27 protein-coding genes are annotated in these 23,850 nt (G+C 73.3%); 7 read left to right on the top strand and 20 right to left on the bottom strand.

The annotated features are described in order from the left end of the window. Positions 1 to 2: 2 nt before the first annotated feature. From J3P32_RS09555 to nth, 3 genes are read right to left on the bottom strand one after another with little or no spacing between them, the layout of a single operon-like run. Positions 3 to 731: an NUDIX hydrolase gene (locus J3P32_RS09555; protein ID WP_210439545.1), complete on the bottom strand. Its 729-nt coding sequence runs from the start codon at positions 729 to 731 to the stop codon at positions 3 to 5. Beyond that, entirely contained in the window at positions 728 to 1,357 is a 630-nt protein-coding gene (locus J3P32_RS09550; protein ID WP_210439544.1) for a TlpA family protein disulfide reductase, read from the bottom strand. Before J3P32_RS09550 ends, J3P32_RS09555 begins: the two co-directional genes overlap by 4 nt. Continuing rightward, on the bottom strand, positions 1,354 to 2,010 hold the full coding sequence (nth, locus tag J3P32_RS09545; RefSeq protein WP_210440729.1) for an endonuclease III: 657 nt from the start codon (positions 2,008 to 2,010) through the stop codon (positions 1,354 to 1,356). Before nth ends, J3P32_RS09550 begins: the two co-directional genes overlap by 4 nt. 227 nt (positions 2,011 to 2,237) lie before the next feature. Here nth and J3P32_RS09540 point away from each other — a divergent pair, with 227 nt between their 5' ends. Next, the gene (locus J3P32_RS09540) at positions 2,238 to 2,915 is read left to right on the top strand and encodes a Crp/Fnr family transcriptional regulator (protein ID WP_210439543.1); all 678 of its coding nucleotides are present in this window, start codon (positions 2,238 to 2,240) and stop codon (positions 2,913 to 2,915) included. A gap of 118 nt (positions 2,916 to 3,033) precedes the next feature. Here J3P32_RS09540 and J3P32_RS09535 read toward each other — a convergent pair whose 3' ends face one another. The 6 genes from J3P32_RS09535 to J3P32_RS09510 all read right to left on the bottom strand — a co-directional run bounded on the left by J3P32_RS09535 (position 3,034) and on the right by J3P32_RS09510 (position 6,658). Then, on the bottom strand, positions 3,034 to 3,570 hold the full coding sequence (locus J3P32_RS09535) for a TIGR03086 family metal-binding protein (protein ID WP_210439542.1): 537 nt from the start codon (positions 3,568 to 3,570) through the stop codon (positions 3,034 to 3,036). Between the two features lie 38 nt (positions 3,571 to 3,608). Further along, on the bottom strand, positions 3,609 to 4,403 hold the full coding sequence (locus J3P32_RS09530; RefSeq protein ID WP_307861644.1) for an MBL fold metallo-hydrolase: 795 nt from the start codon (positions 4,401 to 4,403) through the stop codon (positions 3,609 to 3,611). Next, positions 4,400 to 5,260: an NUDIX hydrolase gene (locus J3P32_RS09525; protein ID WP_307861643.1), complete on the bottom strand. Its 861-nt coding sequence runs from the start codon at positions 5,258 to 5,260 to the stop codon at positions 4,400 to 4,402. The genes J3P32_RS09530 and J3P32_RS09525 overlap by 4 nt, the downstream gene beginning before the upstream one ends. Positions 5,261 to 5,262: 2 nt before the next feature. Next, on the bottom strand, positions 5,263 to 5,730 hold the full coding sequence (locus J3P32_RS09520; RefSeq protein WP_210439541.1) for a RidA family protein: 468 nt from the start codon (positions 5,728 to 5,730) through the stop codon (positions 5,263 to 5,265). Between the two features lies 1 nt (position 5,731). Next, positions 5,732 to 5,887: a hypothetical protein gene (locus J3P32_RS09515; protein ID WP_210439540.1), complete on the bottom strand. Its 156-nt coding sequence runs from the start codon at positions 5,885 to 5,887 to the stop codon at positions 5,732 to 5,734. A 150-nt stretch (positions 5,888 to 6,037) separates the two neighbouring features. Then, positions 6,038 to 6,658, bottom strand: a complete 621-nt coding sequence (locus J3P32_RS09510) for a hypothetical protein (RefSeq protein ID WP_210439539.1) — start codon at positions 6,656 to 6,658, stop codon at positions 6,038 to 6,040. Positions 6,659 to 6,840: 182 nt separating this feature from the next. Between J3P32_RS09510 and J3P32_RS18465 the strand changes: the two genes are divergently transcribed. Genes J3P32_RS18465 through J3P32_RS09495 form a run of 3 tightly spaced genes read left to right on the top strand, consistent with a single transcriptional unit; the run spans position 6,841 to position 9,973 of the window. After that, entirely contained in the window at positions 6,841 to 8,898 is a 2,058-nt protein-coding gene (locus J3P32_RS18465) for a sensor histidine kinase (protein ID WP_210439538.1), read from the top strand. Next, on the top strand, positions 8,895 to 9,554 hold the full coding sequence (locus J3P32_RS09500; RefSeq protein WP_210439537.1) for a response regulator transcription factor: 660 nt from the start codon (positions 8,895 to 8,897) through the stop codon (positions 9,552 to 9,554). The genes J3P32_RS18465 and J3P32_RS09500 overlap by 4 nt, the downstream gene beginning before the upstream one ends. A 20-nt stretch (positions 9,555 to 9,574) precedes the next feature. Beyond that, entirely contained in the window at positions 9,575 to 9,973 is a 399-nt protein-coding gene (locus J3P32_RS09495) for a low affinity iron permease family protein (protein WP_210439536.1), read from the top strand. Positions 9,974 to 9,976: 3 nt separating this feature from the next. On the opposite strand, the gene J3P32_RS09490 is transcribed toward J3P32_RS09495, so the two are convergent. Further along, a complete protein-coding gene (locus J3P32_RS09490) occupies positions 9,977 to 11,011 on the bottom strand; it encodes an LLM class flavin-dependent oxidoreductase (RefSeq protein ID WP_307861642.1) in 1,035 nt (344 codons plus the stop codon). An 87-nt stretch (positions 11,012 to 11,098) separates the two neighbouring features. Here J3P32_RS09490 and J3P32_RS09485 point away from each other — a divergent pair, with 87 nt between their 5' ends. Continuing rightward, positions 11,099 to 12,490, top strand: coding sequence for an MFS transporter (locus J3P32_RS09485; protein WP_210439534.1), 1,392 nt, complete (start codon positions 11,099 to 11,101; stop codon positions 12,488 to 12,490). Between the two features lie 29 nt (positions 12,491 to 12,519). Here the strand turns inward: J3P32_RS09485 and J3P32_RS09480 are convergent, their stop codons facing one another. From J3P32_RS09480 to J3P32_RS09455, 6 genes are all read right to left on the bottom strand, one after another. After that, entirely contained in the window at positions 12,520 to 13,566 is a 1,047-nt protein-coding gene (locus J3P32_RS09480) for an aldo/keto reductase (RefSeq protein WP_210439533.1), read from the bottom strand. After that, positions 13,563 to 14,912 (bottom strand): LLM class flavin-dependent oxidoreductase, encoded by a 1,350-nt coding sequence (locus J3P32_RS09475; RefSeq protein WP_210439532.1) that lies wholly within the window; start codon positions 14,910 to 14,912, stop codon positions 13,563 to 13,565. Before J3P32_RS09475 ends, J3P32_RS09480 begins: the two co-directional genes overlap by 4 nt. After that, the gene (locus J3P32_RS09470; protein ID WP_210439531.1) at positions 14,909 to 15,691 is read right to left on the bottom strand and encodes an ABC transporter ATP-binding protein; all 783 of its coding nucleotides are present in this window, start codon (positions 15,689 to 15,691) and stop codon (positions 14,909 to 14,911) included. Before J3P32_RS09470 ends, J3P32_RS09475 begins: the two co-directional genes overlap by 4 nt. Next, on the bottom strand, positions 15,667 to 16,503 hold the full coding sequence (locus J3P32_RS09465; RefSeq protein ID WP_210439530.1) for an ABC transporter permease: 837 nt from the start codon (positions 16,501 to 16,503) through the stop codon (positions 15,667 to 15,669). Before J3P32_RS09465 ends, J3P32_RS09470 begins: the two co-directional genes overlap by 25 nt. Beyond that, complete coding sequence (locus J3P32_RS09460; RefSeq protein WP_210439529.1) at positions 16,503 to 17,555, bottom strand: ABC transporter substrate-binding protein; 1,053 nt, start codon at positions 17,553 to 17,555, stop codon at positions 16,503 to 16,505. Before J3P32_RS09460 ends, J3P32_RS09465 begins: the two co-directional genes overlap by 1 nt. Positions 17,556 to 17,651: 96 nt before the next feature. Further along, positions 17,652 to 18,713 carry an LLM class flavin-dependent oxidoreductase gene (locus J3P32_RS09455; protein ID WP_210439528.1) on the bottom strand — a complete coding sequence of 354 codons (1,062 nt, stop codon included), beginning with the start codon at positions 18,711 to 18,713 and terminating at the stop codon, positions 17,652 to 17,654. Between the two features lie 158 nt (positions 18,714 to 18,871). On the opposite strand from J3P32_RS09455, the gene J3P32_RS09450 reads away from it, so the two are divergent. Next, on the top strand, positions 18,872 to 19,261 hold the full coding sequence (locus J3P32_RS09450) for a VOC family protein (protein WP_210439527.1): 390 nt from the start codon (positions 18,872 to 18,874) through the stop codon (positions 19,259 to 19,261). A 17-nt stretch (positions 19,262 to 19,278) separates the two neighbouring features. Here J3P32_RS09450 and J3P32_RS09445 read toward each other — a convergent pair whose 3' ends face one another. Then, positions 19,279 to 19,749: a hypothetical protein gene (locus J3P32_RS09445; protein WP_210439526.1), complete on the bottom strand. Its 471-nt coding sequence runs from the start codon at positions 19,747 to 19,749 to the stop codon at positions 19,279 to 19,281. Positions 19,750 to 20,186: 437 nt separating this feature from the next. Here J3P32_RS09445 and J3P32_RS09440 point away from each other — a divergent pair, with 437 nt between their 5' ends. Further along, the gene (locus J3P32_RS09440; protein WP_210439525.1) at positions 20,187 to 21,446 is read left to right on the top strand and encodes a sulfatase family protein; all 1,260 of its coding nucleotides are present in this window, start codon (positions 20,187 to 20,189) and stop codon (positions 21,444 to 21,446) included. A 98-nt stretch (positions 21,447 to 21,544) separates the two neighbouring features. Here J3P32_RS09440 and J3P32_RS09435 read toward each other — a convergent pair whose 3' ends face one another. The 3 genes from J3P32_RS09435 to J3P32_RS09425 all read right to left on the bottom strand — a co-directional run bounded on the left by J3P32_RS09435 (position 21,545) and on the right by J3P32_RS09425 (position 23,725). After that, complete coding sequence (locus tag J3P32_RS09435; RefSeq protein WP_210439524.1) at positions 21,545 to 22,051, bottom strand: hypothetical protein; 507 nt, start codon at positions 22,049 to 22,051, stop codon at positions 21,545 to 21,547. 158 nt (positions 22,052 to 22,209) lie between these two features. Then, complete coding sequence (locus J3P32_RS09430) at positions 22,210 to 22,890, bottom strand: 3-oxoacid CoA-transferase subunit B (protein ID WP_210439523.1); 681 nt, start codon at positions 22,888 to 22,890, stop codon at positions 22,210 to 22,212. A 1-nt stretch (position 22,891) separates the two neighbouring features. Continuing rightward, entirely contained in the window at positions 22,892 to 23,725 is an 834-nt protein-coding gene (locus J3P32_RS09425; protein WP_210439522.1) for a CoA transferase subunit A, read from the bottom strand. Positions 23,726 to 23,850: the final 125 nt, after the last annotated feature.

Here is a 23,850-nt window from a genome sequence, read left to right as displayed (position 1 = left end):
CGCTACTCCTCGAGCTTGGTGTTCGGTGCCAGGTCGGTGTTCCTGGGGACACCCTGCAGCATGTGGTCGGGCAGGTCACGCACCCGCGCCCGGTCCCAGTCGCCGTCCCACCCGAGGTAGGAGAACAGCCGGGCGATGATCCCGGCGGTGAAGCCCCACAGGACCACGTCGCGGTCCGGGCCGATGAGGAACCCCGGGCCCGTCCAGCCGCTGGGGTGCCGTACGCTCACGCGGTTGTCGGGGTCGAGCAGGTCGGCGATCGCCACGTGGTGGATCTCGTGGACCTCGTCGGGGCTCTCGATGCGCACCTGGCCGCGGTCGCGCCAGTAGCCCAGGACCGGCGTCACGGCGAAGTTGCTGGGCGGCAGCCACAGCTCGGGGAGCTCGCCGAAGACCTGCACCTCCGTCGGCTGGAGCCCGATCTCCTCGTGGGCCTCGCGCAGCGCCGCCTCCCGCGGGGTCTCGCCGGGGTCGAGCCGGCCGCCCGGGAAGGACACCTGGCCCGGGTGGGACCGCATGTGGTGGTTGCGCTCGGTGAGCAGGAGCTCGCCGCGGTGGGCGAGGTCGTCGGGCGAGGCCGGGTCGGCGTCGCGGTCGGCGAAGACCATGAGCACCGCGCCGCGCCGGGGGTCGGTGCCCTCCGGCGGCACGAAGTGCGTGAGCTCGTGGACGGTGATGGTGGACGCCGCCTCCACGACCGGCGCCAGCCAGCCCGGGAGGGCGGGGCTCACAGGTCGACCCCGAGGTGCTCGGCGACCAGCTCCTCGACCTCCGCGAGCGAGTCGACGCCACCCGAGCTGTGCCCCACGACGACGCCGTCGGCGTCGACGAAGACGAAGGCGGGCAGCCCGCGTCGGCCGATCGCGAAGGCGTCCTCGGCCATGAGCTCGCCGCCGGGGTCGGCGATGGAGGGGTACGTCGCACCGGTCTCCTCCGCGAGCGCCAGCGCGGCGTCGGGATGGACGTCGTTGAAGTCGACGCCGAGGATGCGCACCCGGTCGCCGTGCCGCTGGTGGAACTCCTCCAGGGCGGGCATCTCCAGCCGGCACGGCTCGCACCGCGCCTGCCAGAGGTTGATCACCGTCGGCCCGCGCAGGGAGGAGAGCTCCACGTCGGGCCCCCCGCCGAGGCACGGCAGCGTGATCTCGGGCAGGCCGCCCTCCACCGGCGCCCCGGTGCCGGGCTCGCAGGACTCCATGCCGATGCGCGCCTTCACCTTCCGCATCGCGGGGGTGTCGACCTCGACGTCGGGCGGGCGTACGTCGACCGGACGGGGCCCGGTGGTGCAGGCCGAGAGCGCGGCGAGCACGACCGCCAGGACGACGGCCAGGACGGCGGCCGGTGGGGCCTTACTCATGCGGGGCCCTGGGTGGTGACCAGCTTCTCCGCCTCGATCGGGTCGGTCGGGCCCAGGCCGAAGGACGGGCACAGCCTCGCGATCGGGCAGGCGCCGCACGCCGGCTTCTTGGCGTGGCAGCGGCGCCGGCCGTGCCAGATCAGGTGCTGGGACAGGGGCGTCCAGTCACGCTTGGGGAACAGGGCGCCCACGGCGTGCTCGACCTTGACCGGGTCGGTCTCCTCGGTCCAGCCGAAGCGGCGCGCCAGGCGCCCGAAGTGGGTGTCGACGGTGATGCCCGGCAGGCCGAACGCCTCGCCGCGCACGACGTTGGCGGTCTTGCGCCCCACTCCCGGCAGCGTGACCAGGTCCTCGAGCCGGGACGGCACCTCGCCGCCGAAGGTGTCGACCAGCGCCTGGCTCAGCTTGAGCAGCGCGTCGGTCTTCTGCCGGAAGAATCCCAGCGGCCCGAGCAGCTGCTCCATGTGCTCGCGCGGCGCAGCGGCCATCGCCTCGGGCGTGGGGTAGGCGGCGAACAGCGCGGGGCTGGCGGCGTTCACCCTGCGTTCGGTGGTCTGGGCGGAGATCACGGTGACGACCAGGCACTCGAACGCGTTGGTGAAGTCGAGCTCGGTCGCCGCGTCGGGATAGGTCTCGGCGAGGATCCGGTCCATCTTGCGTGCCCGACGCACGAGCGAGGTGTCGGGCTTCGGGATCTCGACCTTGACGACCTTGGCGGAGGCGGGCACCCGCCCAGCCTACGGTCCGGGACCGACACCTCCGAAGCCGGCGCAAACGGCGTCGGCACGGCGGGGAGTGGTCGTTGTGAGCCGCACCACGGCTAGGATCGTGTCGATCCCGGGCCCCACCTCGACGGGACGCACTCACATGGAGGATTGACGTGGACAACGACGTGCTTCGGCAGGCACCGCTGTTCAGCTCGCTCGACGACGAGGCGGCGACCGCCCTGGGCGGCTCGATGGCCGAGACCACGCTCCGTCGTGGCGACGTGCTCTTCCACGAGGGCGACTCCGGCGACAAGCTCTACATCGTCACCGAGGGCAAGGTGAAGCTCGGCCGCTCCTCCTCCGACGGCCGCGAGAACCTCCTCGCGATCATGGGCCCGGGCCAGATGTTCGGCGAGCTGTCCCTCTTCGACCCCGGCCCGCGCTCCGCGACCGTCACCGCCGTCACCGACGCGTCGTTCGCCTCGCTGTCGCACGACGACCTCCTCCGCTGGCTCGAGGGCCGCCCCCAGGTCGCGCGCGGCCTGCTGTCCCAGCTGGCGTCCCGGCTGCGCAAGTCCAACGACGTCGTCGCCGACCTCGTGTTCTCCGACGTCCCCGGACGCGTCGCCAAGGCGCTGCTCGACCTCGCCGACCGGTTCGGCCGCACCGCCGACGACGGCGTGCACGTGCACCACGACCTCACCCAGGAGGAGCTCGCCCAGCTGGTCGGCGCCTCCCGCGAGACCGTCAACAAGGCGCTCGCCGACTTCGCCTCCCGCGGCTGGCTGCGCCTCGAGCCCCGCTCCGTGGTGATCATGGACATCGAGAGGCTCTCCCGCCGGGCCCGCTGACCCCAGCGCTGGGGTAGTCCACCGGGCAGTGGCTGCGGATCGCGGTCATCGCCAGCCGTTTCCCGGTGGACTACCCGGGGGCGCGGAGCGACGCAGCGGGGAAGATCCTGCGGCCGCGTCAGGCCCGCGGGTCGCGGCCCGCGAAGGCCGCCAGCCGGTCGTACGCCGTCGCGCCGGCCGGGACGGCGACCTCGGCGCGGAACGCCTCGCCGCGGTTGTCGGGCGTCAGGCCCTGCTGCATGAAGGCGAGGCCGCGCTCGGCGACCTCCTCGTCCAGCGCCACGGGCCGGCCGAGGGCCCGCACGAGGTCCCAGGTGTGGACGGCGAGCTCGGCGCTCTGCCAGTCGGCCGTCGCGACCTGGTCGTCGGGCTGGCCGTGCCAGTGGTGGATCAGGTCGTCGGCCCGCGACCTGAAGTGCGCGGCCAGCCGCTCCGGCTCCACGCCGGTGCCTGCCGACCAGTCGACCTCCTCCCCGCGGGCCATCTGCAGGAAGTGCTCGGGCGCCGCGGCCAGGTGGTCGGCCAGCTCCCGCACGGTCCAGCCCTCGCACGGCGTCGGCTTGTCGAGGTCGTCGGCGCGGATCGCGGCGAGCGCGTCGCCGGCCCGGTCGAGGGCACGGGACAGGACGACGACGGGCTGGTGCTCGGAGCTCATGGCCCCATGCCACTACTGCGCGCGGGCCCGCGCAAGGGTCAGGAGCCGGCGAGGTACGCCAGCTGCGCGCGCACCGACAGCTCGGCGGCTCCCCACAGCACGGGGTCGACATCGGCGTACACGATCTCCACGACCGCGCGCGCCGGGTCGTCGAGGTGGGGCAGCGTGGCCAGCGCCGCGCGTACCTGCTCCAGCCGCTGCTCGCGGTGGGCGAGGTAGAGGTCGAGGGCGCCGAGCGCGTCGTCGATCACCGGACCGTGGCCGGGCCAGACGGTGGTGATGCCCTGCTCGCCGCACAGGGCGTGGAGCCGCTGGAGCGAGGCGAGGTAGGCGCCGAGCTGGCCGTCGGGGTGCGCCACCACGGTGGTGCCCCGCCCGAGGACGGTGTCGCCGGTGAGCACCGCACGGTCCCGGGGGACGACGAAGGACAGCGAGTCCGCGGTGTGGCCCGGCGTCGCGACGACGTGCACCTCCAGGTCGCCGACCGCGACCACGTCACCCTCGCCGAGGCCCTCCGAGCCGAGCCGGTACGCCGGGTCGAGGGCACGTACGCCACAGCCGTGCCGCTCGGCGTACTCCCGGGCCGCCTCGCTGTGGTCGGCGTGGTGATGGGTCAGCAGCACCACCGCGACGTCGCCGGCGGCCTCGTCGACGGCGTCGAGGTGTGCGCGCACCGAGGGCCCGGGGTCGACGACGACCGAGCGCGAGGAGCCGGGGTCGCGCAGCACCCAGGTGTTGGTGCCGTCGAGGGTCATCACGCCGGCGTTGGGCGCGAGCACACAGGTCCCCGTCTCGCCGAAGGACCCGCCGGCCCAGGGCGCCGGCTGGGTCACCGGGCCGCCGCCAGCGCGGCGTAGGCGGGAGGCGTGGAGAGGACGAACTCCTCGCCGTCGGCGACGACCTCCGGCATGTACATCTCGACCGTCCGACCCCGCGAGGCCTCGAGCACCGCGTCGGGGTCGGCGTACTGGCCCAGCTCGAGGCACGTCAGCCAGGTCGGCGGCAGCATGGAGAGCCGCTGCTGCTCGACCTGCTCGACGGCCTCCATGACGCCGGCCCACGTCACCGACGACGACTCGCTCGACACGTCGCGGGTGACCTGGCCCTCGGGGAGGCGGGCGACGAAGAACCAGGTGCGGTAGCGCCGCGGCTCGAAGACCGGCGTGAGCCAGCCCGACCAGGCGCCGAGCAGGTCGGTGCGCAGCACGAGCGAGCGCCGCTCGAGGAACGCCGTCAGGGACAGCTTGCGCGACTCCAGGGCGACCCGGTCGGCCTCCCAGTCGTCGCCCGTGGTGTCGGCGACGACCTCGCCGGCGGCCGCTCCGGCGAGCAGGACACCGGACTCCTCGAACGTCTCGCGCACCGCCGCACACACCAGCGCGCGGGCCTTCGGCTCCTCGCACCCCAGCCGGGCGGCCCACTCGGCCGGGGACGGACCGGCCCAGAGGCTGCGGTCGACGAGCTCGGCGTCGAAGTCGCGGGGGTCGACCCCGCCGCCGGGGAAGACGCACATGCCGCCCGCGAAGGCCATCGACGCCTGCCGCCGGAGCAGGTAGACCTCCGGCCCCGCGGCCCCGGGGCGCATCAGCACCACCGTGGCCGCGTCACGCGGCTCGGCCGGTCGCCCGCCGCCCTCGGCGTAGGACCGCGCCTGGGCGACGAGCGCCTCGGGCAGCGGGAGACGCTGCACGCTCAGACCTCGACGACGATCTCGACCTCGACGGGCACGTCCAGCGGCAGGACGGGTACGCCGACGGCCGAGCGGGCGTGCTTGCCGGCGTCGCCGAACACCTCGCCGAGCAGCTCGGACGCGCCGTTGGCGACCTTCGGCTGGCCGGTGAAGTCGGGGGTCGAGGCGACGAAGACGACGACCTTCACCACCCGCTTGACCTCGTCGAGCGAGCCCACCTCGGCCTTCACCGCAGCCAGTGCGTTGAGGGCGCACTGCCGCGCGCACTCGTAGCCCTGCTGCTCGGTGACCTCACCGCCGACCTTGCCGACCGCGATCATCTCGCCGTCGCGGGCGGGCAGCTGCCCGGCGGTGAACACGAGGTTCCCGCTGCGGGCGGTGGGCTGGTAGGCCGCCACCGGCGGGACGACCTCCGGGACGGTGATGCCCAGCTCGGCGAGCCGCGCCTCGGGGGACGGGGAGGCCGCCACGTCAGGCCTGGCCCGGGCGCTTGAGGAAGGCCACGAGGCCACCCTGGGCGTTGGTGTGGATGGCCACCAGCTCCCAGCCGTCCTGGCCGAAGTTGTTGAGCATGAGCGCTTCGTTGTGGAGCGGAATCGGCGCCACCTGGTATTCCCACTTGGTCATGCTCGGCACCCTACTCGGGCCGGACGCACCGCCACCCCGCGTCCTCCGTGGACCGACGCGGCGACGACCCAGGGACCGCACCGGCGACCGGGCGCACGACGCAGGCCCCGGACCCCTCCGCGTAGGGGCCCGGGTCCTGCGGCACGAGCCTCAGTCCTGCTTGCGGCTGACCAGCACGCCCAGGACGGCGTAGCCGACGACCAGGTGGGCGCAGGCGACGACGTGGGCGGCCGTGTCGCCGAAGACGGCGAGCACCGGGATGGTGACCACGGCCCAGCTCTCCGCCACCATCGGCCAGAACCGGGTGACGCCCTTCCAGCGGCCGGCGACCGCGATCCGGATGCCGATGAGGAACATCCCGAGCATCGACAGCGGCCAGAACATGTCCAGGAGGATCCACCCCAGCTGGTCCATGTCGGTGAGGCCGAGCCCGTCGCCGGCCGTGGAGCCGATGGCCAGGGCCACGGCGACCGCCTCGATGCGCAACACGGCCCGGGCCAGGCGGCCCGTGCCGAGGGCCTGCGTGCGCCACAGGGTGCGGAGCAGGAACAGCAGGCCGACCTGGAACAGGCCCGAGGAGACGGAGAACGCCACCTCGGTGGCGCGGGTCTGCGGGTCGATGCCGGTGAACGCCATGGCCCCGGCCCAGGCGAGGGCGCCGGCGGTCAGCACGGCGCCGTGCACGGCGTACGGGTGGCGCGGGCTCGACCCGGGGGCGGTCGCGGCGGCGATGTCGGAGCGAGCGGGAGCGGGGGATTGCGAGATCGTCACGGTCGTGACTCCTGTCGTGTCGGAGGTGGTACGCCGCGGAGTGCGGCACACCGGAACCCTCGCCGTCCTGGCGGCCCGAGCCACAGGGACAGCCGTCCCGAGGCACGTCCCGTCCGGGTGTCCCGCGCGGACGGGACCGCGGTCCCCTGACGACGGGACCCCCGCGCGGCGATACTGCTCGCGTGAGCAGACTCCTCGAGCCCGTCGCGGTCGCCGTGACGTCGCTCGCCGCGGTCGGCGCGTCGCTCTGGCTCGACCTCGTCACCACCGACGCCGAGCGCGCCGCCGCCTCGACCGAGGCGGCCACCAGCACGGCCGTCCCGGGCCTGATGCTCGCCGCCGCGTCCGTGGTCGTCCTGCTCGCCCGGCCCGGCGACACCGTCGGCCGGCTGCTCGGCGTGGTGGCGTGCTGGTGGTCCCTCGACGGCAGCTTCTACGGCTGGATCGCGTTCAGCCTCGCCCGTGGGCTCCCGGGCACCGACCTCGGCTTCTGGTTCGTGGCCCGGTCCGGCGCCTTCCTGCTCTCCGGCCTCGTCGGGCTGCTCCTGCTCTACCCCACCGGTCGGCTGCTGCCGGGCCGCTGGCGACCGCTGGCCGTCCTCGCCGCCGCGGCCTCGGTGGCGCTGCCGGTCGCGCTGCTCCTCGCCCCCGACGCCGTCGTCTTCGGCGCCGGCGAGCCGGTCGGCTCGACCGAGCTGGTCCCGTTCCCCTTCTCCGACGCCGCCGCGGAGGCGATGCTGCGGGCGGGACAGGTGCTCACGCTCGGCTCGGTCGTCCTGGCGGTCGCCCTGCTGTGGGTGCGTCACCGCGGCGCGTCGGCGTACGAGCGCACGCAGCTGCGGTGGCTGCTCTGGGCCGGCATCATGTGCGTGCTCATGGTCGTGGCCGCCTCGACCCTGTCGGTGGGCGGCCTCGTGACGACGGTCCTGCTCGACCTCGCCGTCGCCGCCCTCTCGATCTCCGTGGCGATCGGTCTCGTGCGCCCACGCACCCTCGACGTGGACGCCCTCGTCGCCTGGACGCTCACGACCGCCGTCGTGGCGGCCGTCGTCGTCGCCGTCGACCTGCTCGTGCTCGCGGCCGGCACGGCCGTGCTGGGCGAGCGGCTCGACGAGCGCGACGTGACGGTGGTGGTGCTCGTGCTGGCCGTCGTGGTCTACGGTCCCCTGCGCGCCTGGCTGGGAGGTCTCGTCCGGCGCCTGCTGCTGGGTCGGCGGGGCGACCGGTACGGCGCCGTGTCGGCGCTGGCCGCCCGCCTCGAGACCAGCGACAGCGTCGACGAGCAGCTGCCGGCGCTGGCGGGCGCGGTGGCCGACGCGTTCAAGGTGCGGCACGTGCGGGTGGAGGTGCTGACCCCCGACGGCGGCCTGCTGTCCGCGGCCCACGGCACCGCGCCCACCGAGGTGCACCAGATCGACATCGCCTACCAGGGCGAGCAGGTCGGCCGGCTCGTGCTCCCCGTCGACGGCTTCCGGTCGATGCTGTCCCACCGCGACCGGGGCCTGCTCGTCGACCTCGTCCGCCAGGCGGCCGTCGCGATCCGCGCGCGGCTGCTCGCGACCGAGCTGCAGGAGAGCCGCGAACGCCTGGTCATCGGTCGGGAGGACGACCGACGCCGCATCCGCCGCGACCTGCACGACGGGCTGGGCCCCGCTCTCGGCGGGGTCGCCCTGAGGTTGCAGGCGGCCGGCAACGCGATCGACGCCGATCCCGTGCGTGCTCGTGAGCTGGTGCGCCTGGCTCGCACCGAGGTCGGCGACGCGCTCGAGGACGTGCGCCGCCTGGTGCACGACCTGCGCCCGCCGGCCCTCGACGACCTCGGCCTGGAGGCGGCGGTGCGCCAGCAGGCCGAGCGGGTGCGCTCCGAGCTCGACGTCACCGTGACCGCCTCGGGCGTCTCCGGGCTCCCGGCCGCCGTGGAGGTGGCGGCGTACCGCATCGTCGCCGAGGCGCTGACCAACGTCGTGCGCCACGCCGGCGCGAGCCGCGCGGACGTGTGCCTCGAGGCGGGGCCGGGCGCCCTCACCGTGGTGGTGGCCGACGACGGGCGCGGCATCGCCGCCGACGTCTCCGCGGGAGTGGGACTGCTCTCCCTGCGCGAGCGGGCCGAGGAGCTCGGCGGACGCTGCGAGGTCTCCTGCCCGGAGAGCGGCGGCACGACCGTGCGCGCGGTGCTGCCCTACGGCACCGCTGTGAGCGAGACCGCGGCGGTGCCCCGCGAGGAGGGGAGCGTGCGATGACCGATGCGTCCGACCCGATCCGGCTGCTGATCGCCGACGACCACCCCGTCTTCCGCGACGGCCTCGCCTCGCTGCTCGACCCGCTGCCCGGGATCACGGTGGTGGCTCGCGCCTCCGACGGCGCGGAGGCGGTCGCGCTGGCCGCGGAGCACCGGCCCGACGTCGTGGTCATGGACGTGCAGATGCCCGTGATGAACGGCATCGAGGCCACTCGCGCGGTCGTCGCCGCGCAGCCCGAGGTCGGCGTGCTGGTGCTGACGATGGGCGAGGACGACGGCACGGTGCTGTCGGCGCTCCGGGCGGGTGCCCGCGGCTACCTCCGCAAGGGCGCCGAGCAGGACGAGATCGTCCGGGCGGTGTCGACGGTCCATGCCGGCGGGGTCGTCTTCGGCGCCTCCCTCGCCGCACGCATCGCCGAGGTGCTCGCCCCGGCCGCCCGACCCGAGCGGCCCTTCCCCGAGCTCACCGAGCGGGAGACCGAGGTGCTCGACCTCATCGCCGCGGGGCGCACCAACGGCCAGATCGCCCAGCAGCTGTTCCTCTCCCCCAAGACGATCCGCAACAACATCACCAGCATCCTGGCCAGGCTGCAGGCCACCGACCGGGCGGACGTGATCATCCGCGCGCGCGACGCCGGCCTGGGGCGCGACGGCTGAGCAGGCGCTAGGTTCCGGGGATGGAGCAGCGCACCGACGCGGCGGAGAGCCGCGAGAACAAGGCGGGTCCCGACCCGTTCGAGCGGTTCGTCGACCTGTCGACGAAGCTGATCAGCCGCGCACCGTTCTTCGCGGTGTGCGTGGCCGTCGTCGCGATCTGGGCCCTCAGCTATCCGCTGTGGACCAGCACCACGAAGTGGGAGCTGGCGATCCACACCTTCGGCGCGGTCCTCTCGCTGCTGCTCCTGGTGCTCCTCGAGAACGCCGGGCGGCGCAGCACCGAGGCCATGCAGGAGAAGCTCAACGTGCTGGCCGAGGCCCTCGCCGCGCTCATGGCGTCACGTGCCGCCGACGACCCCGAGCTCACCGAGGCCGTCACGAGGCTCCGCGAGGCGGTCGGCCTGGAGGAGCGGCACTAGGGCTCAGCCGGCCAGCAGCCGCAGCGTCGTCTCGCGGTTCGGCGAGGTGCGCACGTCGGTCCCCGTGGCCGCCCCGGCGACGGGGTGCACCATCACCTCGTCGACGCCGTGCTCGGCCGCGAGCTCCTCGAGCCGGGCGCGCGCCTGGTCGGGCGAGCCGACGATCCAGCGGCTGGCCATGGCCTGCCCGAACGCCCGCTGGTCGGGCGTCATCTCGACGGCCTCCGCCTCCTCGACGAGCCGCTGCGCCAGCAGCGGCCCACCGGTGCGCAGGGCGAGCATCTGCTGCACGTTGGGCAGCGCCTGGCGGCGCGCCTCCTCCTCGGTCTCGGCCACGACGGCGTTGACGGTGAGGAACGTGCGCGGCTCCGGGTACTCCGGTGAGGGCTGGTACGACGACCGGTAGAGGTCCAGCGCGACGGCGGTCCCCTCGCCGGAGAAGTGGTGCGCGAACACGTAGGGCAGCCCCTTCTCCGCGGCGAGGCGGGCGGAGTAGTCGCTCGATCCCAGCAGCCAGATGTCCGCGACGGACCGGGCGGACGGGGTGGCCCGGAGGGGCTGGCGGCGCGGGCCGACCTGGAGCTCGACGCCGTCGAAGGTCATCAGGGTGCGGATGTCCTCCACGTAGTCGGGGAACTTGCTCACGGCCTCGTCGGCCGACTCCGCGCTGCCGCCCCGCAGGACGTACCTGGTCAACGGGTCCGTGCCGGGCGCGCGGCCGATGCCCAGGTCGATGCGGCCGGGGAAGGCGGCCTCCAGCAGCGCGAACTGCTCCGCCACGACGAGCGGCGCGTGGTTGGGCAGCATCACGCCGCCCGAGCCGAGCCGGATCCGCTCGGTGGCGGCGGCGAGCATCGCGATGAGGACCGGCGGGTTCGTCGCCGCGACGGCCGGCATGTTGTGGTGCTCGGCCACCCAGTAGCGGCGGTAGCCCAGCTCGTCGGCGACCCGCGCCAGGCTGCGCGAGGCGGCGATGGCGTCGCCGGTGTTCTGGTCGCTGCGGACGGGCACGAGGTCGAGCACGGAGAGGGCAGTCACTGTCGGCCCAGCGTGCCGGCGTGCCCGGTTATTCCGGCGCACCACCCGGGTGCCCCCGGGTGCGGCCGAGGTCATACCGTCTCGACAGTGACCAGCAGCACCACCCCCGGCACCGGGTCGGGCACGAGCCGCCCCCGCGGGGGCCTCCTCTCCCCGGCCTACGCGACGACCACCATCGGCCTGTTCTCCCTCATCGTCTTCGCGGCGTTCGAGTCCATGGCGGTCACCACCGTCATGCCGACGGTGGCCCGCAGCCTCGACGGCTTCGACCTCTACGCGCTGGCCTTCGCAGCGCCCTTCGCCAGCGGCGTGGTGGGGATGGTCGGAGCCGGCATGTGGACCGACCGGCGCGGACCGCTGCAGCCGCTGCTGGCGTCGCTGGCCACCTTCTCCTTCGGCCTCGCCGTGTGCGGCACGGCGTGGGGGATGGAGGTGTTCGTCCTCGGGCGCATCGTGCAGGGGCTCGGCAGCGGCGCCATGATCGTGGTGGCCTACGTGCTGGTGGGGCTCGTCTACCCCGCACGGCTGCAGGGCGCGGTGTTCGCGTCGTTCGCCGCCGCGTGGGTGCTGCCCGCGCTGTTCGGACCCGGCGTGGCGGCGTTCGTCGCGCACGCGCTCGGCTGGCGCTGGGTCTTCCTGGGGATCGTCGTGCTGGTGGCGGTCGCGGCGGCGCTGGTCACCGGCACCGCGCGCTCCCAGCCGGTGCCCGAGCAGCCCGGCGCCGCCTCACGCTCGCGGCTCGGCTGGGCGGTGCTGGCCGCGGCCGCCGTGCTGGCGCTCGAGCTGCTGGGCTCCGGCACCGGCGCGACGCTCGCGGCCGCGGCCGGGGCGTTCGTGCTCGTCGTCGTCGGCCTCCGGCCGCTGCTGCCCGTCGGCACGCTCACCGGCGGCCGGGGCCTGCCATCGGTCATCGCCACGCGCGGCCTGCTGGCCGCGTCGTTCTTCTGCGCCGAGGCCTACATCGTCTACGTCCTCCAGGAGCGCTGGGACCTCACCCCGGGCCAGGCCGGCATCGCGCTGACCTGCGTGGGGGTCGTGTGGGCGACGTCCAGCCAGGCGTCATCGCGCCTGGGCGAGCGGGTCTCCGACGTCGCCGCGCTGCGCTTCGGCACGACGGTGGTGCTGGTCGGCGTCGCCGGGATCGCCGTGCTGGTGTGGTTGCGCTCCGGCGGCGCCGGCGTGCCCGCGGCCGTGCCGGTCGCGGCGTACGTCCTGGCCAGCGTCGGCATGGGGTTCGCCTACCCGCGCACCGGGGTGGCGATGCTCGCAGCGACGACCGACGAGGACCGGGGCTTCAACTCCTCCGCCCTGACCGTGGCCGACTCGCTGGGTGCCGCCCTCGCGCTGTCGGTCAGCGGCATCGCCTACGCGACCGCCGAGAGGGCGGGTCACGACCCGTTCCCGGCGGTCTACGCGCTGTCGGTCGCCATCGGCGTCCTGGGCGTGCTGGCCGCGGTGCGGGCGGCGCCCGCCGCCTGATCCTCCCCCGTGGGACCAGGCGGCGGACGTCAGCGGCGCCGGAGCGCCGCCTCCACGAGCGCCGGAGGTGCGTAACCCCGGTCGGCCTCGTTGAGCGTGGTGCCGGGCGGGACGATCTCGTCGATGCGGTCCAGCACGTCGGGCGGCAGGACGACCTTCTCCACGCCGAGCTGCGACTCGAGCTGCTCGAGCGTGCGCGGGCCGATGATGGCCGACGAGACGGCCGGGTGGGCGAGCACGAAGCCCAGCGCGAGGTGGATCAGGGAGAGACCGGCGTCGTCGGCCAGCTCCTGCAGCTGGTGCACGGCCTCGAGCTTGACCCTGTTCTCCGGGGACGCGGGGTCGTGCCGCGCGGGCTGGCGCCGCAGCCGGCTCGAGGTCACCTGCGGGTCCTCGCCCCGGCGGTAGCGGCCCGACAGCCACCCCCCGGCGAGCGGGCTCCACGGCAGGACCCCGAGGCCGTACTTCTGCGCGGTCGGCAGGATGTCGCGCTCGACCTCGCGGGCGAGGATCGAGTACGGCGGCTGCTCGGTGACGGGACGCTCCCGCTGCCGCTTCTCCGCGACCCACTGCGCCTCCACCACCTGCGACGGCAGGAACGTGGACGTGCCGATGTAGCGCACCTTGCCCTGCCGGACCAGGTCGGTCAGCGCGCCGAGCGTCTCGTCGACGTCGACCTCGGGGCGGGGCCGGTGGACCTGGTAGAGGTCGATGTGGTCGGTCTGCAGGCGGCGCAGCGAGTGCTCGACCTCGCGGATGATCCACCGCCGCGAGCTGCCCGCCTGGTTGGGGTCCTCGTCGTGCATGCTGCCGTGGAACTTGGTGGCCAGGAAGACGTCGTCGCGACTGCCGCTGCGCGCCCGGAGCGCCTTGCCGACGATCTCCTCGGACTCGCCGCGGGCGTAGACGTCGGCGGTGTCGATGACGTTGATGCCGGCGTCGAGGGCACGGTGGATGATGGCGATCGACTCGTCGTGGTCGGGGTTGCCCCACTCGCCGAACATCATGGCGCCGAGGGTCAGCGGGCTGACCTGGACGCCGGTGCGGCCCAGCGGCCGGTAGGACTCGTAGCTCATGCAGTCTCCTTCTGGATCGAGGCGGGTCGGGGGGCGTACTGGCTGTCGGGGCGGTCGAGGCCGAGGTGGTCGCGCAGCGTGCGTCCGGTGTACTCGCTGCGGAACAAGCCGCGGCGGCGCAGGATCGGCACGACCTCCTCGATGAAGACCTCGATCCCACCTGGGAGCCACGGCGGCATCACGTTGAACCCGTCGGCGGCGCCGTTCTCGGCCCACTCCTGCATGGTGTCGGCGACGTCGACCGGGGTGCCCGCCACCACGCGGTGACCGCGCGCACCGGCCAGGCGGTGGCACAGCTGCCGGATGGTCGGGTTCTCGCGGGCCACGATGTCGAGCACCAGCTGCGAGCGGCTGTGGAAGGCGCGCTCCCCCACGGGCGCCACGACCTCGGTCGGGAACGGCCCGTCGAGGTCGTACGCCGTCAGGTCGACGCCGACGAGGTTGCTCAGCTGCCTGAGGGAGTACGCCGGCTGGGTGAGGTCGTTGAACTCCTCCTCCAGCGCGCGGGCCTCGGCGGCCGTCGACGCGATGAACGGGCTGATGCCGGGCAGCACCTTGAGCTGGCGGGGGTCACGGCCCTGGGACCGGGCCCGCGACTTGATGTCGGCGTAGAACTCCCGGGCGTTCTCCAGGGTCTGGTGCGCGGTGAAGATCGCCTCCGCCCAGCGGGCCGCGAACGCCCTGCCGTCCTCCGACGACCCCGCCTGCACGTAGACCGGCCGTCCCTGCGGCGAGCGCGGCGCGTTGAGGGGTCCGGCGACCGAGAAGTGCGGTCCCTCGTGGTCGATGCGGTGGATCTTGTCGGTGTCGGCGTAGATGCCGCTCGCGCGGTCGGCGAGGACCGCGTCGTCCTCCCAGCTGTCCCACAGCTTGGTGACGACGTCCAGGAACTCCTCGGCGCGCTCGTAGCGCTGGGCGTGGGCGGGGTGCGCGTCGAGGCCGAAGTTGTGCGCCGCCGCGGCCGAGGAGGTGGTGACGATGTTCCACCCGACCCGCCCGTTGCTGAGGTGGTCGAGCGAGGCGAACTGCCGGGCCAGGTTGTAGGGCTCGTTGTAGGTCGTCGACGACGTTCCGATCACGCCGATCCGCTCCGTGGCCGCGGCGATCGCGGTCATCTTGGTGATCGGCTCGAGCCCGCCGCGCGCGGCGTAGCGGATGTTGTCGGCCAGCGCCGGGCCGTCGGCGAAGAAGACCGCGTCGAACTTCGCCGCCTCGGCACGCTGGGCCAGCTCCTGGTAGTAGGTGATGTCGGTGATCCGCTCGGGCTGCGACTCCGGGCGCCGCCAGGCCGCCTCGTGGTGGCCGTCGGGGTAGATGAACAGGTTGAGGTGCAGCTGAGCGGTCACGAGGCGGCCCTCTCCACGGGGAGGTCGGCGTGGCGTCCGGGCACGGCGTCGTGGTCGTCCTCGACGCCCAGCTCGGCGAGCAGCCGCGAGCGCAGCAGCGCGAACGCCGGGTCGGCCTGCGAGCGGCGGGTGCCGAGGTCGATGCGTGCGTCGTGACGCACCACGCCGCCGTCGAGCACGATGACGCGGTCGGCCAGGACGATCGCCTCGTCGACGTCGTGGGTCACCAGCAGCACGGCCGGCCGGTGCACCTCGCACAGCTTGCGCAGCAGGGTGTGCATGCGGATGCGCGTCAGCGCGTCGAGGGCACCGAACGGCTCGTCGGCCAGCAGCAGCTGGGGGTCGCGGACCAGGGACCGCGCGAGCGAGGCACGTTGCTGCTCCCCGCCCGACAGCTCGTGGGGCCAGGCCTTCTCACGGCCGCCGAGGCCGACCTCCGCGAGCGCCTGCGACCCGCGATCGGCGGCGTCGCGGCTGCGGAGCCCGAACACGACGTTGTCGAGCAGGCGCTTCCACGGCAGCAGCCGGGAGTCCTGGAAGACGACCGAGACCTTCTCGGGGACGTCGATGACGCCGGTGCCGGCGACGCCGCGGTCGAGACCTGCGAGGGCGCGGAGCAAGGTGCTCTTGCCCGATCCGCTGCGCCCGAGGAGGGCCACGAACTCGCCGGGCGCGATGTCGAGGTCGAGGCCGTTGAGCACACCGCCCGCCTCGTTGAAGCTGCGGTGCAGGGACCTCACCCGCACCGCGGGGGTCAGCTGGCCAGGGTGCGACGCCATGACAGGGCCTTCCTCTCGATGAGCCGGACCGCCGCGTCGGCGGTGACGCCGAGCAGCGCGTAGACGACCAGGCCGACGACGATGATGTCGGTCTGCCCGTAGTTGGACGCGAGCGTGATCATGTGGCCGATCCCGCTCGTGGCGTTGATGACCTCGACGACGACGAGTGCGAGCAGCGACGAGGTCACCGCGAAGCGCATGCCGAGCAGGAAGCCCGGCATGGCGCCGGGCAGCACCACGTGGCGGATGAACTCGCCGCGGGTCACGCCGAGGGTCTCGGCGAGCTCGGCGTAACGGCCCTCGATGGTGCGCAGGCCGTTGTGGGTGTGGATGTAGACGGGCACGAAGACCGCCAGGGCGATGGTGATGATCTTCATCGGCTCGCCGATCCCCAGCCACAGGATGAGCAGCGGGATCAGGGCGAGCGTCGGGATCGAGCGCTTGACCTGGATCGGCCCGTCGATGAACGACTCGCCGATCCGGGACAGTCCGGAGACCAGCGCCAGGACCGTGCCGACGGCCACGCCGAGGCCGAGGCCGAGCGCCGCGCGGACGCCCGAGGTCACCAGGCTCTCCTGCAGCCGCCCGTTCTCCACGAGCATGCCCGCCGTCTCGAGGACCGTCCAGGGCTCCGTCAGCGTGCGGGGGTCCAGCAGGCCGGTGGCCGAGCCGACGACCCACGCTGCGAGAAGGGCGACGATGCCGACGAGCCCGCCGAAGCGGATCGGCTCGCCGGGACCGAGCCGCCGCCGGACCGGACGGACGTCCTGCGCGGTCGCGACCGGGCGCGAGGGTGCGGTGAGCGTGGCCATCACGACCCGCCGACCGCGGCCGCGATGGCCTTCTCGAACCGGCGGTCGTAGAGCGTCTCCACGTCCAGGGGCTCCTGGTCCTGCGCCTCGACCAGGGTGTCCACCGTCTCCTGGTGGCGAGCGATGAACTCGTCCCAGCTCGTCGGCACCGTGAACTCGCCGAGGGCTTCGACGACGTGCTGCGCGTCCTCGGGCGAGAGGCCCTCGTGGTCGACGTAGTAGGCCTGGGCGAACTCGTCGGGGTTGTCGGAGATCCACTGCTGGGCCTTCGCCCAGATGGCGACGTACTCCTTGATCGCGGCCGCCTTGTCGGCGTCCTCCAGGACGGCGGTCGGCGTGTAGAGCGTCCAGGCGTCGTCGCGCACACCGGGGTCGATGGTGGTGGCGCCGTCCTGCTCGTACTTCGCGAGGTAGGTCTTGGCGAGCGTCTGCCCCAGCGGGGCGACGTCGACCTGCTTGCTGGCCAGCGCGACCGAGAACGCGTCGTCGACGCTCTGCATCTCGACGAACTCGACGTCGTCCTGGGTGAGGCCGGCCTCGCGCAGCACGTTGAGCACCAGCGCGCCCTGCGCCTGGCCGGGGCTGTAGGCGATCGTCTTGCCCTTCAGGTCCTCGGTGCTCCGCACGACCACGCCGGGCGCGACACCGAGCTCGTAGGTCGGGTGCTCCATCGGGTCCACGGTCTCCCGGGCGGCGACGATGCGGACGTCCGTGCCGGTCCAGTGCGCGAAGAGGGGCGGGATGTCGGCCACGGAGCCGATGTCGATGGCGTCGGCGCGGAAGGCCTCGAGCGTCTTCGGTCCGCCGGTGACGTTGGCCCACTCGACCTCGACGTCGAGCTCGTCGATCATGCCGGAGGTCTCCAGGGCGACCTGCGTGGCCGGGTCGCCCACGCGGAGGACGGTGCCCTCGGCGGGGGCGTCGGGCAGGGCGGCGGACAGCTCGAGCCGCGGCCCGGCCTCGGCACCGCCGCAGGCGGACAGCGCGAGCAGGCCGACGGTCGTCAGCAGGGCGGTGTGGATCAGGGGGCGGTGTGGCCCTCGTCGTGGCATGGGTGTTCTCCTTCTCGGGTCGGGACTAAAGTACACACGTTTAGTCGTCTTACTTCACATTGAGCGCGCGGTTCTCCCTTGCACCCGGCGCCTTCCTCAGGCCGGGCGGAGGAGCGGCAGGAGGGCATCGCCGACGCGGGCGATCTCACGCTCGTACGGCGTGTCACTGAGGACGAAGTGGGTGACGCCGAGGTCGGCGTACCGGCGCAGCGCCTTGGCGACGTCGTCCGCGGAGCCGACGAGCCACGTCGTGCCGGCGCCGCCGCCGCCCACGCGGCCGGGCGCGGTGTAGAGGCAGTCGTCGAGGACGTCGCCGCGTCCGGCCAGGTCGAGCAGCCGCTGCTGCCCGACGGCCACGCGGCGTCCCGGGTCGGCGGCCCACTCGTCCTGGCCCGCGGCCATCGCGGCGACCTTGGCCTCGGCGTCGGCCCACGCCTCCTCGGTCGTGTTCCGCACCAGCGTGGTGATGCGCAGGCCGTACTCGAGCGGCGGGAGGTCCCGGCCGAGCTCGGCGCTGAGCGCGCGCAGGTGCTCGATGCGGGCGGCGACGCCGTCGAGCGGCTCGCCCCAGAAGAGCTGGACGTCCGCCTCGGCGGCGGCGGTGCGCTGGGCGGCCTCGGAGGCGCCGCCGAAGTAGAGCTGCGGGTGCGGTCGGCCCTCGCGGACGACCGGCTTGTGCTCGAGGGTGGCGCCCTCGGCGGTGTAGTGCTCGCCTTCGACGGTGATGTCGTCCTCGGTCCAGTAGCGCCGCACGAGCCGCATGAACTCGCGCGTGCGGGCGTAGCGCTGCGCCTGGTCGCCCTCGTCGTCGCCGTACTGCGGCTGGTGGTCCGGCCCCGAGACGATGTTGACCTTCACCCGCCCGCCGCTGAGGTGGTCGAGCGTCGCCGCGGACGAGGCGAAGTGGGCGGGCGTCCAGTAGCCGGGGCGGATCGCGACCAGCGGGTTGAAGGTGGTGGTGGCTGCGACCAGCGCGGTGGCGACGGTGAAGGTGTCCGGCCGCTTCCAGCCGGTGCCGATGAGCGCGCCGCCCCAACCGTGGTCCTCGGTGAGACGCGCCAGTCTCGTGAGACGGCCGAGGCTGTTGTGCTCCGCGACGGTGTCGTCGAGCCGGTGACCCGGGGTGACCTGGTTGGGGATGTACCAGAGGAACTCCATGGAGCGAGCCTTCCCGCGCTGCGTATCGGACTATTGTCTAGTGGGTTACTAGAGATAACACACGCGCACCCCCCGTGCCCGCAGGTGGTCGCGAGTCGGACGCGAGTCGGACGCCAGAGCGGCCGGCGGTCGGCCTGGGTCGGCTCTAGCCTCGGAGCATGGACATGAAGCTGGAGCTGGTGATGGTGCCCGTCACCGACGTCGACCGGGCCAAGGAGTTCTACGGGAGGGTCGGCTTCGCCGCCGACCACGACCACGTCGTCAGCGACGACGTGCGGTTCGTGCAGATGACGCCCCCGGGGTCGGCGTGCTCCATCGCGTTCGGCAAGGGGCTCACCCGCCTCGAGCCCGGCTCGCTCGACAACCTCCAGATGGTGGTCGCCGACGCCGACGCCGTGCGCGCCGAGCTGGTCGGGCGCGGTGTCGAGGTCAGCGAGGTGGAGGAGCTCCAGTGGGGCCGGTTCGTGTTCTTCGCCGACCCCGACGGCAACGGCTGGGCACTCCAGCAGCTGCCCGACCGGTCCGCGGCCGCGTCGGTGGTCGAGTAGCCGCGAGCCCCGGCGGCTCACGCTCCGGCACAGGACTCCTGCTCGGCGAGCCCGAGCTGCTCGCGGTAGGCGGCCAGCTCCTCGACACCCTGCCTCCAGTACCTCCGCCACAGCTCGAGGGCGAGCTCGGGCGACAGCTTGCCCGCGCGAAGCAGGTCCATGTCGATGACGTGGTGGTGCCAGGTTCGGATCGACACCCGTGCGGCGTCCAGCGCCTGGTCCCTCACCTCGATGCCGTCCTCGCACGCAGTGAGGGCCCCGGTGTCCACGACGATGCCGTCGGGCACGACCGGCGTCGGGCAGGAGGGGTCGCTGGCGACGTAACCGCTGTCGGCCTCGGTGAACGCCGTGACGTTGTCGGCAGCCTGGACTCGGGTCTGCTCCCAGAACGCCGTCGCCTGGGCGAAGGTGATCTCATCGGCCACCAGCTGGTTCATCGCGTCGACGTGCAGCTGCCACTGCGCGAGGGAGACAGCCGCAGCCTGCAACGGCTGCTCCTGTGCTTCCCAGACTCCTCGGCATTCCTCGACGGCCGTGTCGATGGCGGCTTGCAGTGACTCCGTGTCGACGGAGGCGGGCGGAGAGGTGCTGGGATCGATCGCCACCGTCCCGCTGTCCCGCGGCCGCGGGGACCGATGATCCTCGAGGCTCAGCCAGGAGAAGGTCGTCGTCATCGCGAGCACGGCGACCACGACCGCGATGGTGCCGAACCACGGATGCGGCCTGAGCCTGATGCGGCGCCGGTCTCCACGCACTGTCCCTCCCCAGGAATCCGAGGTCCACGGTACGCCGCGTCCGGCAGGTGAGGCCGGCTGCGGCATGTCTCCCCTGAGCGCGGGCCACACGCGCGGCGAAGGTCTTGCCCTCCGACGAACCCACCCGGATGCGGGCACCCGTCGGCCCCGGGCCGACGTAACCTGACCCCGTGCCCGACAACGTCCTGTGGATCATCACGGACGACCAGCCGCGCTCGACGCTCAGGTCGATGGACAGCACGTGGCGGCGCCTGGCCGGGAAGGGCGTGCACTTCCGCCAGGGCTACAGCGCGATGCCGCTCTGCGGGCCGGCGCGGGCGTCGATGTTGACGAGCCTCTACCCGCACAACCACGGGTGCGACACCAACATGACGCACCAGCCGTTCGTGGCGCAGCGGCGCGACCGCGACACGGTGGCGACGAGGCTGCAGGCGGCCGGCTACGACACCGGCTACTTCGGCAAGTACATGAACGGCCTCGCCCAGGACCCGACGTACGTGGCGCCGGGCTGGGACCGCTGGGTCGCGCTGCTCGACGGGATGATCGACGACCCCCGGGTCAGCGTGGACGGGGAGATCCGCAGGGTCGAGGGACAGCGGGCGTTCGACCGGTTCGCCGCCCGGCGGCTGCGCCGGTTCATCCGCCGTCGTCAGGACAGCGGACCGTGGTTCGCGGTGTTCTCGCCGACGGCGCCGCACGGTCCCTACACGCCGAGTCCGCAGCACGCCGACGACTTCGACGCCGTCGAGTGGGATCCGCCGGCGTCGAACGAGGCCGACATGAGCGACAAGCCCACGTGGCTGCGCGACCTGCCGCCGCAGGACCGCCGCCGCATGCGCCGGATCTACGAGGGCAAGCTGGAGGAGCTCCAGGACGTCGACGACCAGGTCGCCAAGGTGCTGGACGTCCTGCGGGACACCGGCCAGCTCGGCCGGACGTGGATCTTCTTCGTCTCCGACAACGGCTACCTCCTCGGCGAGCACCGCCTCTTCCACAAGTCGCAGCCCTACGAGGAGTCGGCCGGCGTCCCGTTCGTCGTCCGCGGGCCGGGGGTCGAGCCGCGCGCCGTCGACGCGCTGGTCTCCCAGGTCGACCTGATGCCGACGACCCTCGACCTCGCCGGGCTCGACCCGGACGCCGGCCGCGACCTCGACGGCCGCTCCATGCTCGGTCCGCTCACCTCCGGCGACTGGTCGGGCTGGCGCCGCCGCCTCGCCGTCGAGAACACCCACCTCGACTGGGTGCTCGTGCGCGAGGGCTCACACGTCTACGTCGAGCACCAGGGCGCCGGCGAGTGGGAGCTCTACGACCTCGCCCGGGACCCTCACCAGCTCCGCAGCCTCCAGGACGCCGACGTGTCCGAGTGGTCGAGGAAGGCCCGCCAGCTGTTCGGCTCGCGGGGCCTCGCCATGCGCGCCCTCGAGCAGTAGGTCCGAGGCCCCCCGTGCCGACAGCCGGTCCGCCCTCCCCGGAGGGTGGAGCCCGGCCGCCTCGCCGTCGGCTGCAGGGCGACACCCGCGACTGCTGCTCAACAGGGGACCGACGTCACCACCGAGCCGTCGTACACGGAGGTCCCGGCACCGGCGTCCTCGTGGCCGTAGTGCATGACCACATGGCCGCCCTCGCACGTGGCCGTGCTCCAGATCGTCAGCGAGCGGTCGGAGTCCGCCGCGCCGCCCTGCGTGGCCACGACGAACGTGCTGTCGCCCACGTCGACGCGGTCGACGAGGTCGGGCGGGACGGTGGCGAGGAAGCCGCTGCCCTGCACCTCGATGCTCCAGCCGGACCCCGACGACGGCGAGTCGGAGGAACCGCAGGGGATGCTGGTGGTCACCGACCCGTCCTCGACCGAGGTCATCGTCGTGGCGTCCGTGTGGCCGGTGTGGATGACGATGTGCCCGCCCGAGCACTCCCAGTACGTGATGACCTCGTGCGGCGACCCGTCGTCCCGGCTGCCGACGTCGACGATGTGGCCGTTGAGGGGCCGCGAGGCGTTGATCGCCACCGGGGTCCCCTTCGATGTGTCGTGCTGCATGGCTCCGCTCCCCTCCTGGCGCGCCCGGGTGGCGCGCGGCCACCGTCGATCGTGCTCCCGGCACGAGGCAGGGGTCAACGAGGCGAGGCTCGACCATGCCTGCGCGCGAGCAGGCCCTCCGCCGCGGGCCTGACCGGTCCAGACCGGCTGGGGCGCGCTCAGACGAGGTCGGGCTGCGTCTTCTCGCGCACCTCGTCCTCCGACACCCCCCGGGCGAGCTCGACCAGCCTGAGCACGCGGTCGCCGGCCGTGCCCGACGGGGCGACCTCGCCGGTGGCGGGGTCGATCACGTCGATCACGGCGAGGTCGGTGATGATGCGCTGCACCACGCGCTTGCCGGTGAAGGGCAGGTCGCACTCGTGGAGGATCTTCAGCGACCCGTCCTTGGCGACGTGCTCCATCAGCACGATCACCCGCTTGGCACCGTGCACCAGGTCCATCGCGCCGCCCATGCCCTTGACCATCTTCCCCGGGATCATCCAGTTGGCGATGTCGCCGGCCGCGGAGACCTGCATGGCGCCGAGGATCGCGGCGTCGATCTTGCCGCCGCGGATCATCCCGAACGACTGCGCGGAGTCGAAGAACGACGCGCCACTGCGCAGGGTCACCGTCTCCTTGCCCGCGTTGATCAGGTCGGGGTCCTCCTCCCCCTCGTAGGGGTAGGCCCCCACTCCGAGGATGCCGTTCTCCGACTGGAGCACCAGCTCCACGTCGTCGGCGACGTAGTTGGGCACCAGCGTCGGCAGCCCGATGCCGAGGTTGACGTACGACCCGTCCCGCAGCTCCGACGCCGCCCGCGCCGCCATCTGCTCCCGCGTCCAGCCCCTCTTGTCGGTCATGTCAGCCTCCCAGTCCGAAGCTCGCCGCGTCGTCCGAGCCCTGCACCGGGTCGGCGCCCTGCTCGGGCCGGGGTCGCGTGGTGACCTTCTCGATCCTCTTGTCCGCCGCCTGCTCCGGCGTCAGCGGGACCACCCGCTGGACGTAGACCCCCGGCGTGTGGACGAGGTCGGGGTCGAGCTCACCGGGCTCGACCAGGTGCTCCACCTCCGCGATGGTGACCCGGCCGCACATCGCGGCGAGCGGGTTGAAGTTGCGCGCCGACCGGCGGTAGACGAGGTTGCCGTGGCGGTCGCCCTTCCAGGCCCGCACCAGGGCGAAGTCGGCGACGATGGCCCGCTCGAGGACGTACTCCTTCTCCCCCTCGGCGGTCGAGAAGACCTTGGTCTCCTTCGGCGGCGAGGCCACCACGACGGTGCCCTCGGCGTCGTACTTCCAGGGCAGCCCGCCCTCGGCGACCTGCGTGCCGACCCCGGTCGCGGTGTAGAAGCCGGGGATGCCGGACCCGCCGGCGCGCATCCGCTCCGCCAGCGTGCCCTGCGGGGTCAGCTCCACCTCCAGCTCGCCGGAGAGGTACTGCCGCGCGAACTCCTTGTTCTCACCGACGTAGGAGGAGATCATCCGTCGGATCCGCTTGGCGAACAGGAGCCGACCCAGGCCCCACTCGTCCACGCCGCAGTTGTTCGAGACCGCCTCGAGGTCGGTCGTGCCCGCCTCGAGGATCGCGTCGATGAGCACCGACGGGACGCCGGACAGCCCGAACCCGCCGACCGCGAGGGTCGCGCCGTCCGGGATGTCGGCGACCGCGTCGGCCGCAGAGGAGACCACTTTGTCCATGCCGCAGACACTAGCGGCCGTGTGACCGCCGCCACTGCCTGGGCCGCGACCGCCCGACGGCGGAGGCAGACGCGGACGGCCGGGCCCGGGGGTCTCCCCGGGCCCGGCCGTCCACCGGATGAGCG

The sequence above is a fragment of the Nocardioides xinjiangensis genome (genome assembly GCF_017916385.1).
GTDB lineage: Bacteria > Actinomycetota > Actinomycetes > Propionibacteriales > Nocardioidaceae > Nocardioides > Nocardioides xinjiangensis.
This window is presented reverse-complemented; position numbering and strand designations above follow the sequence as displayed.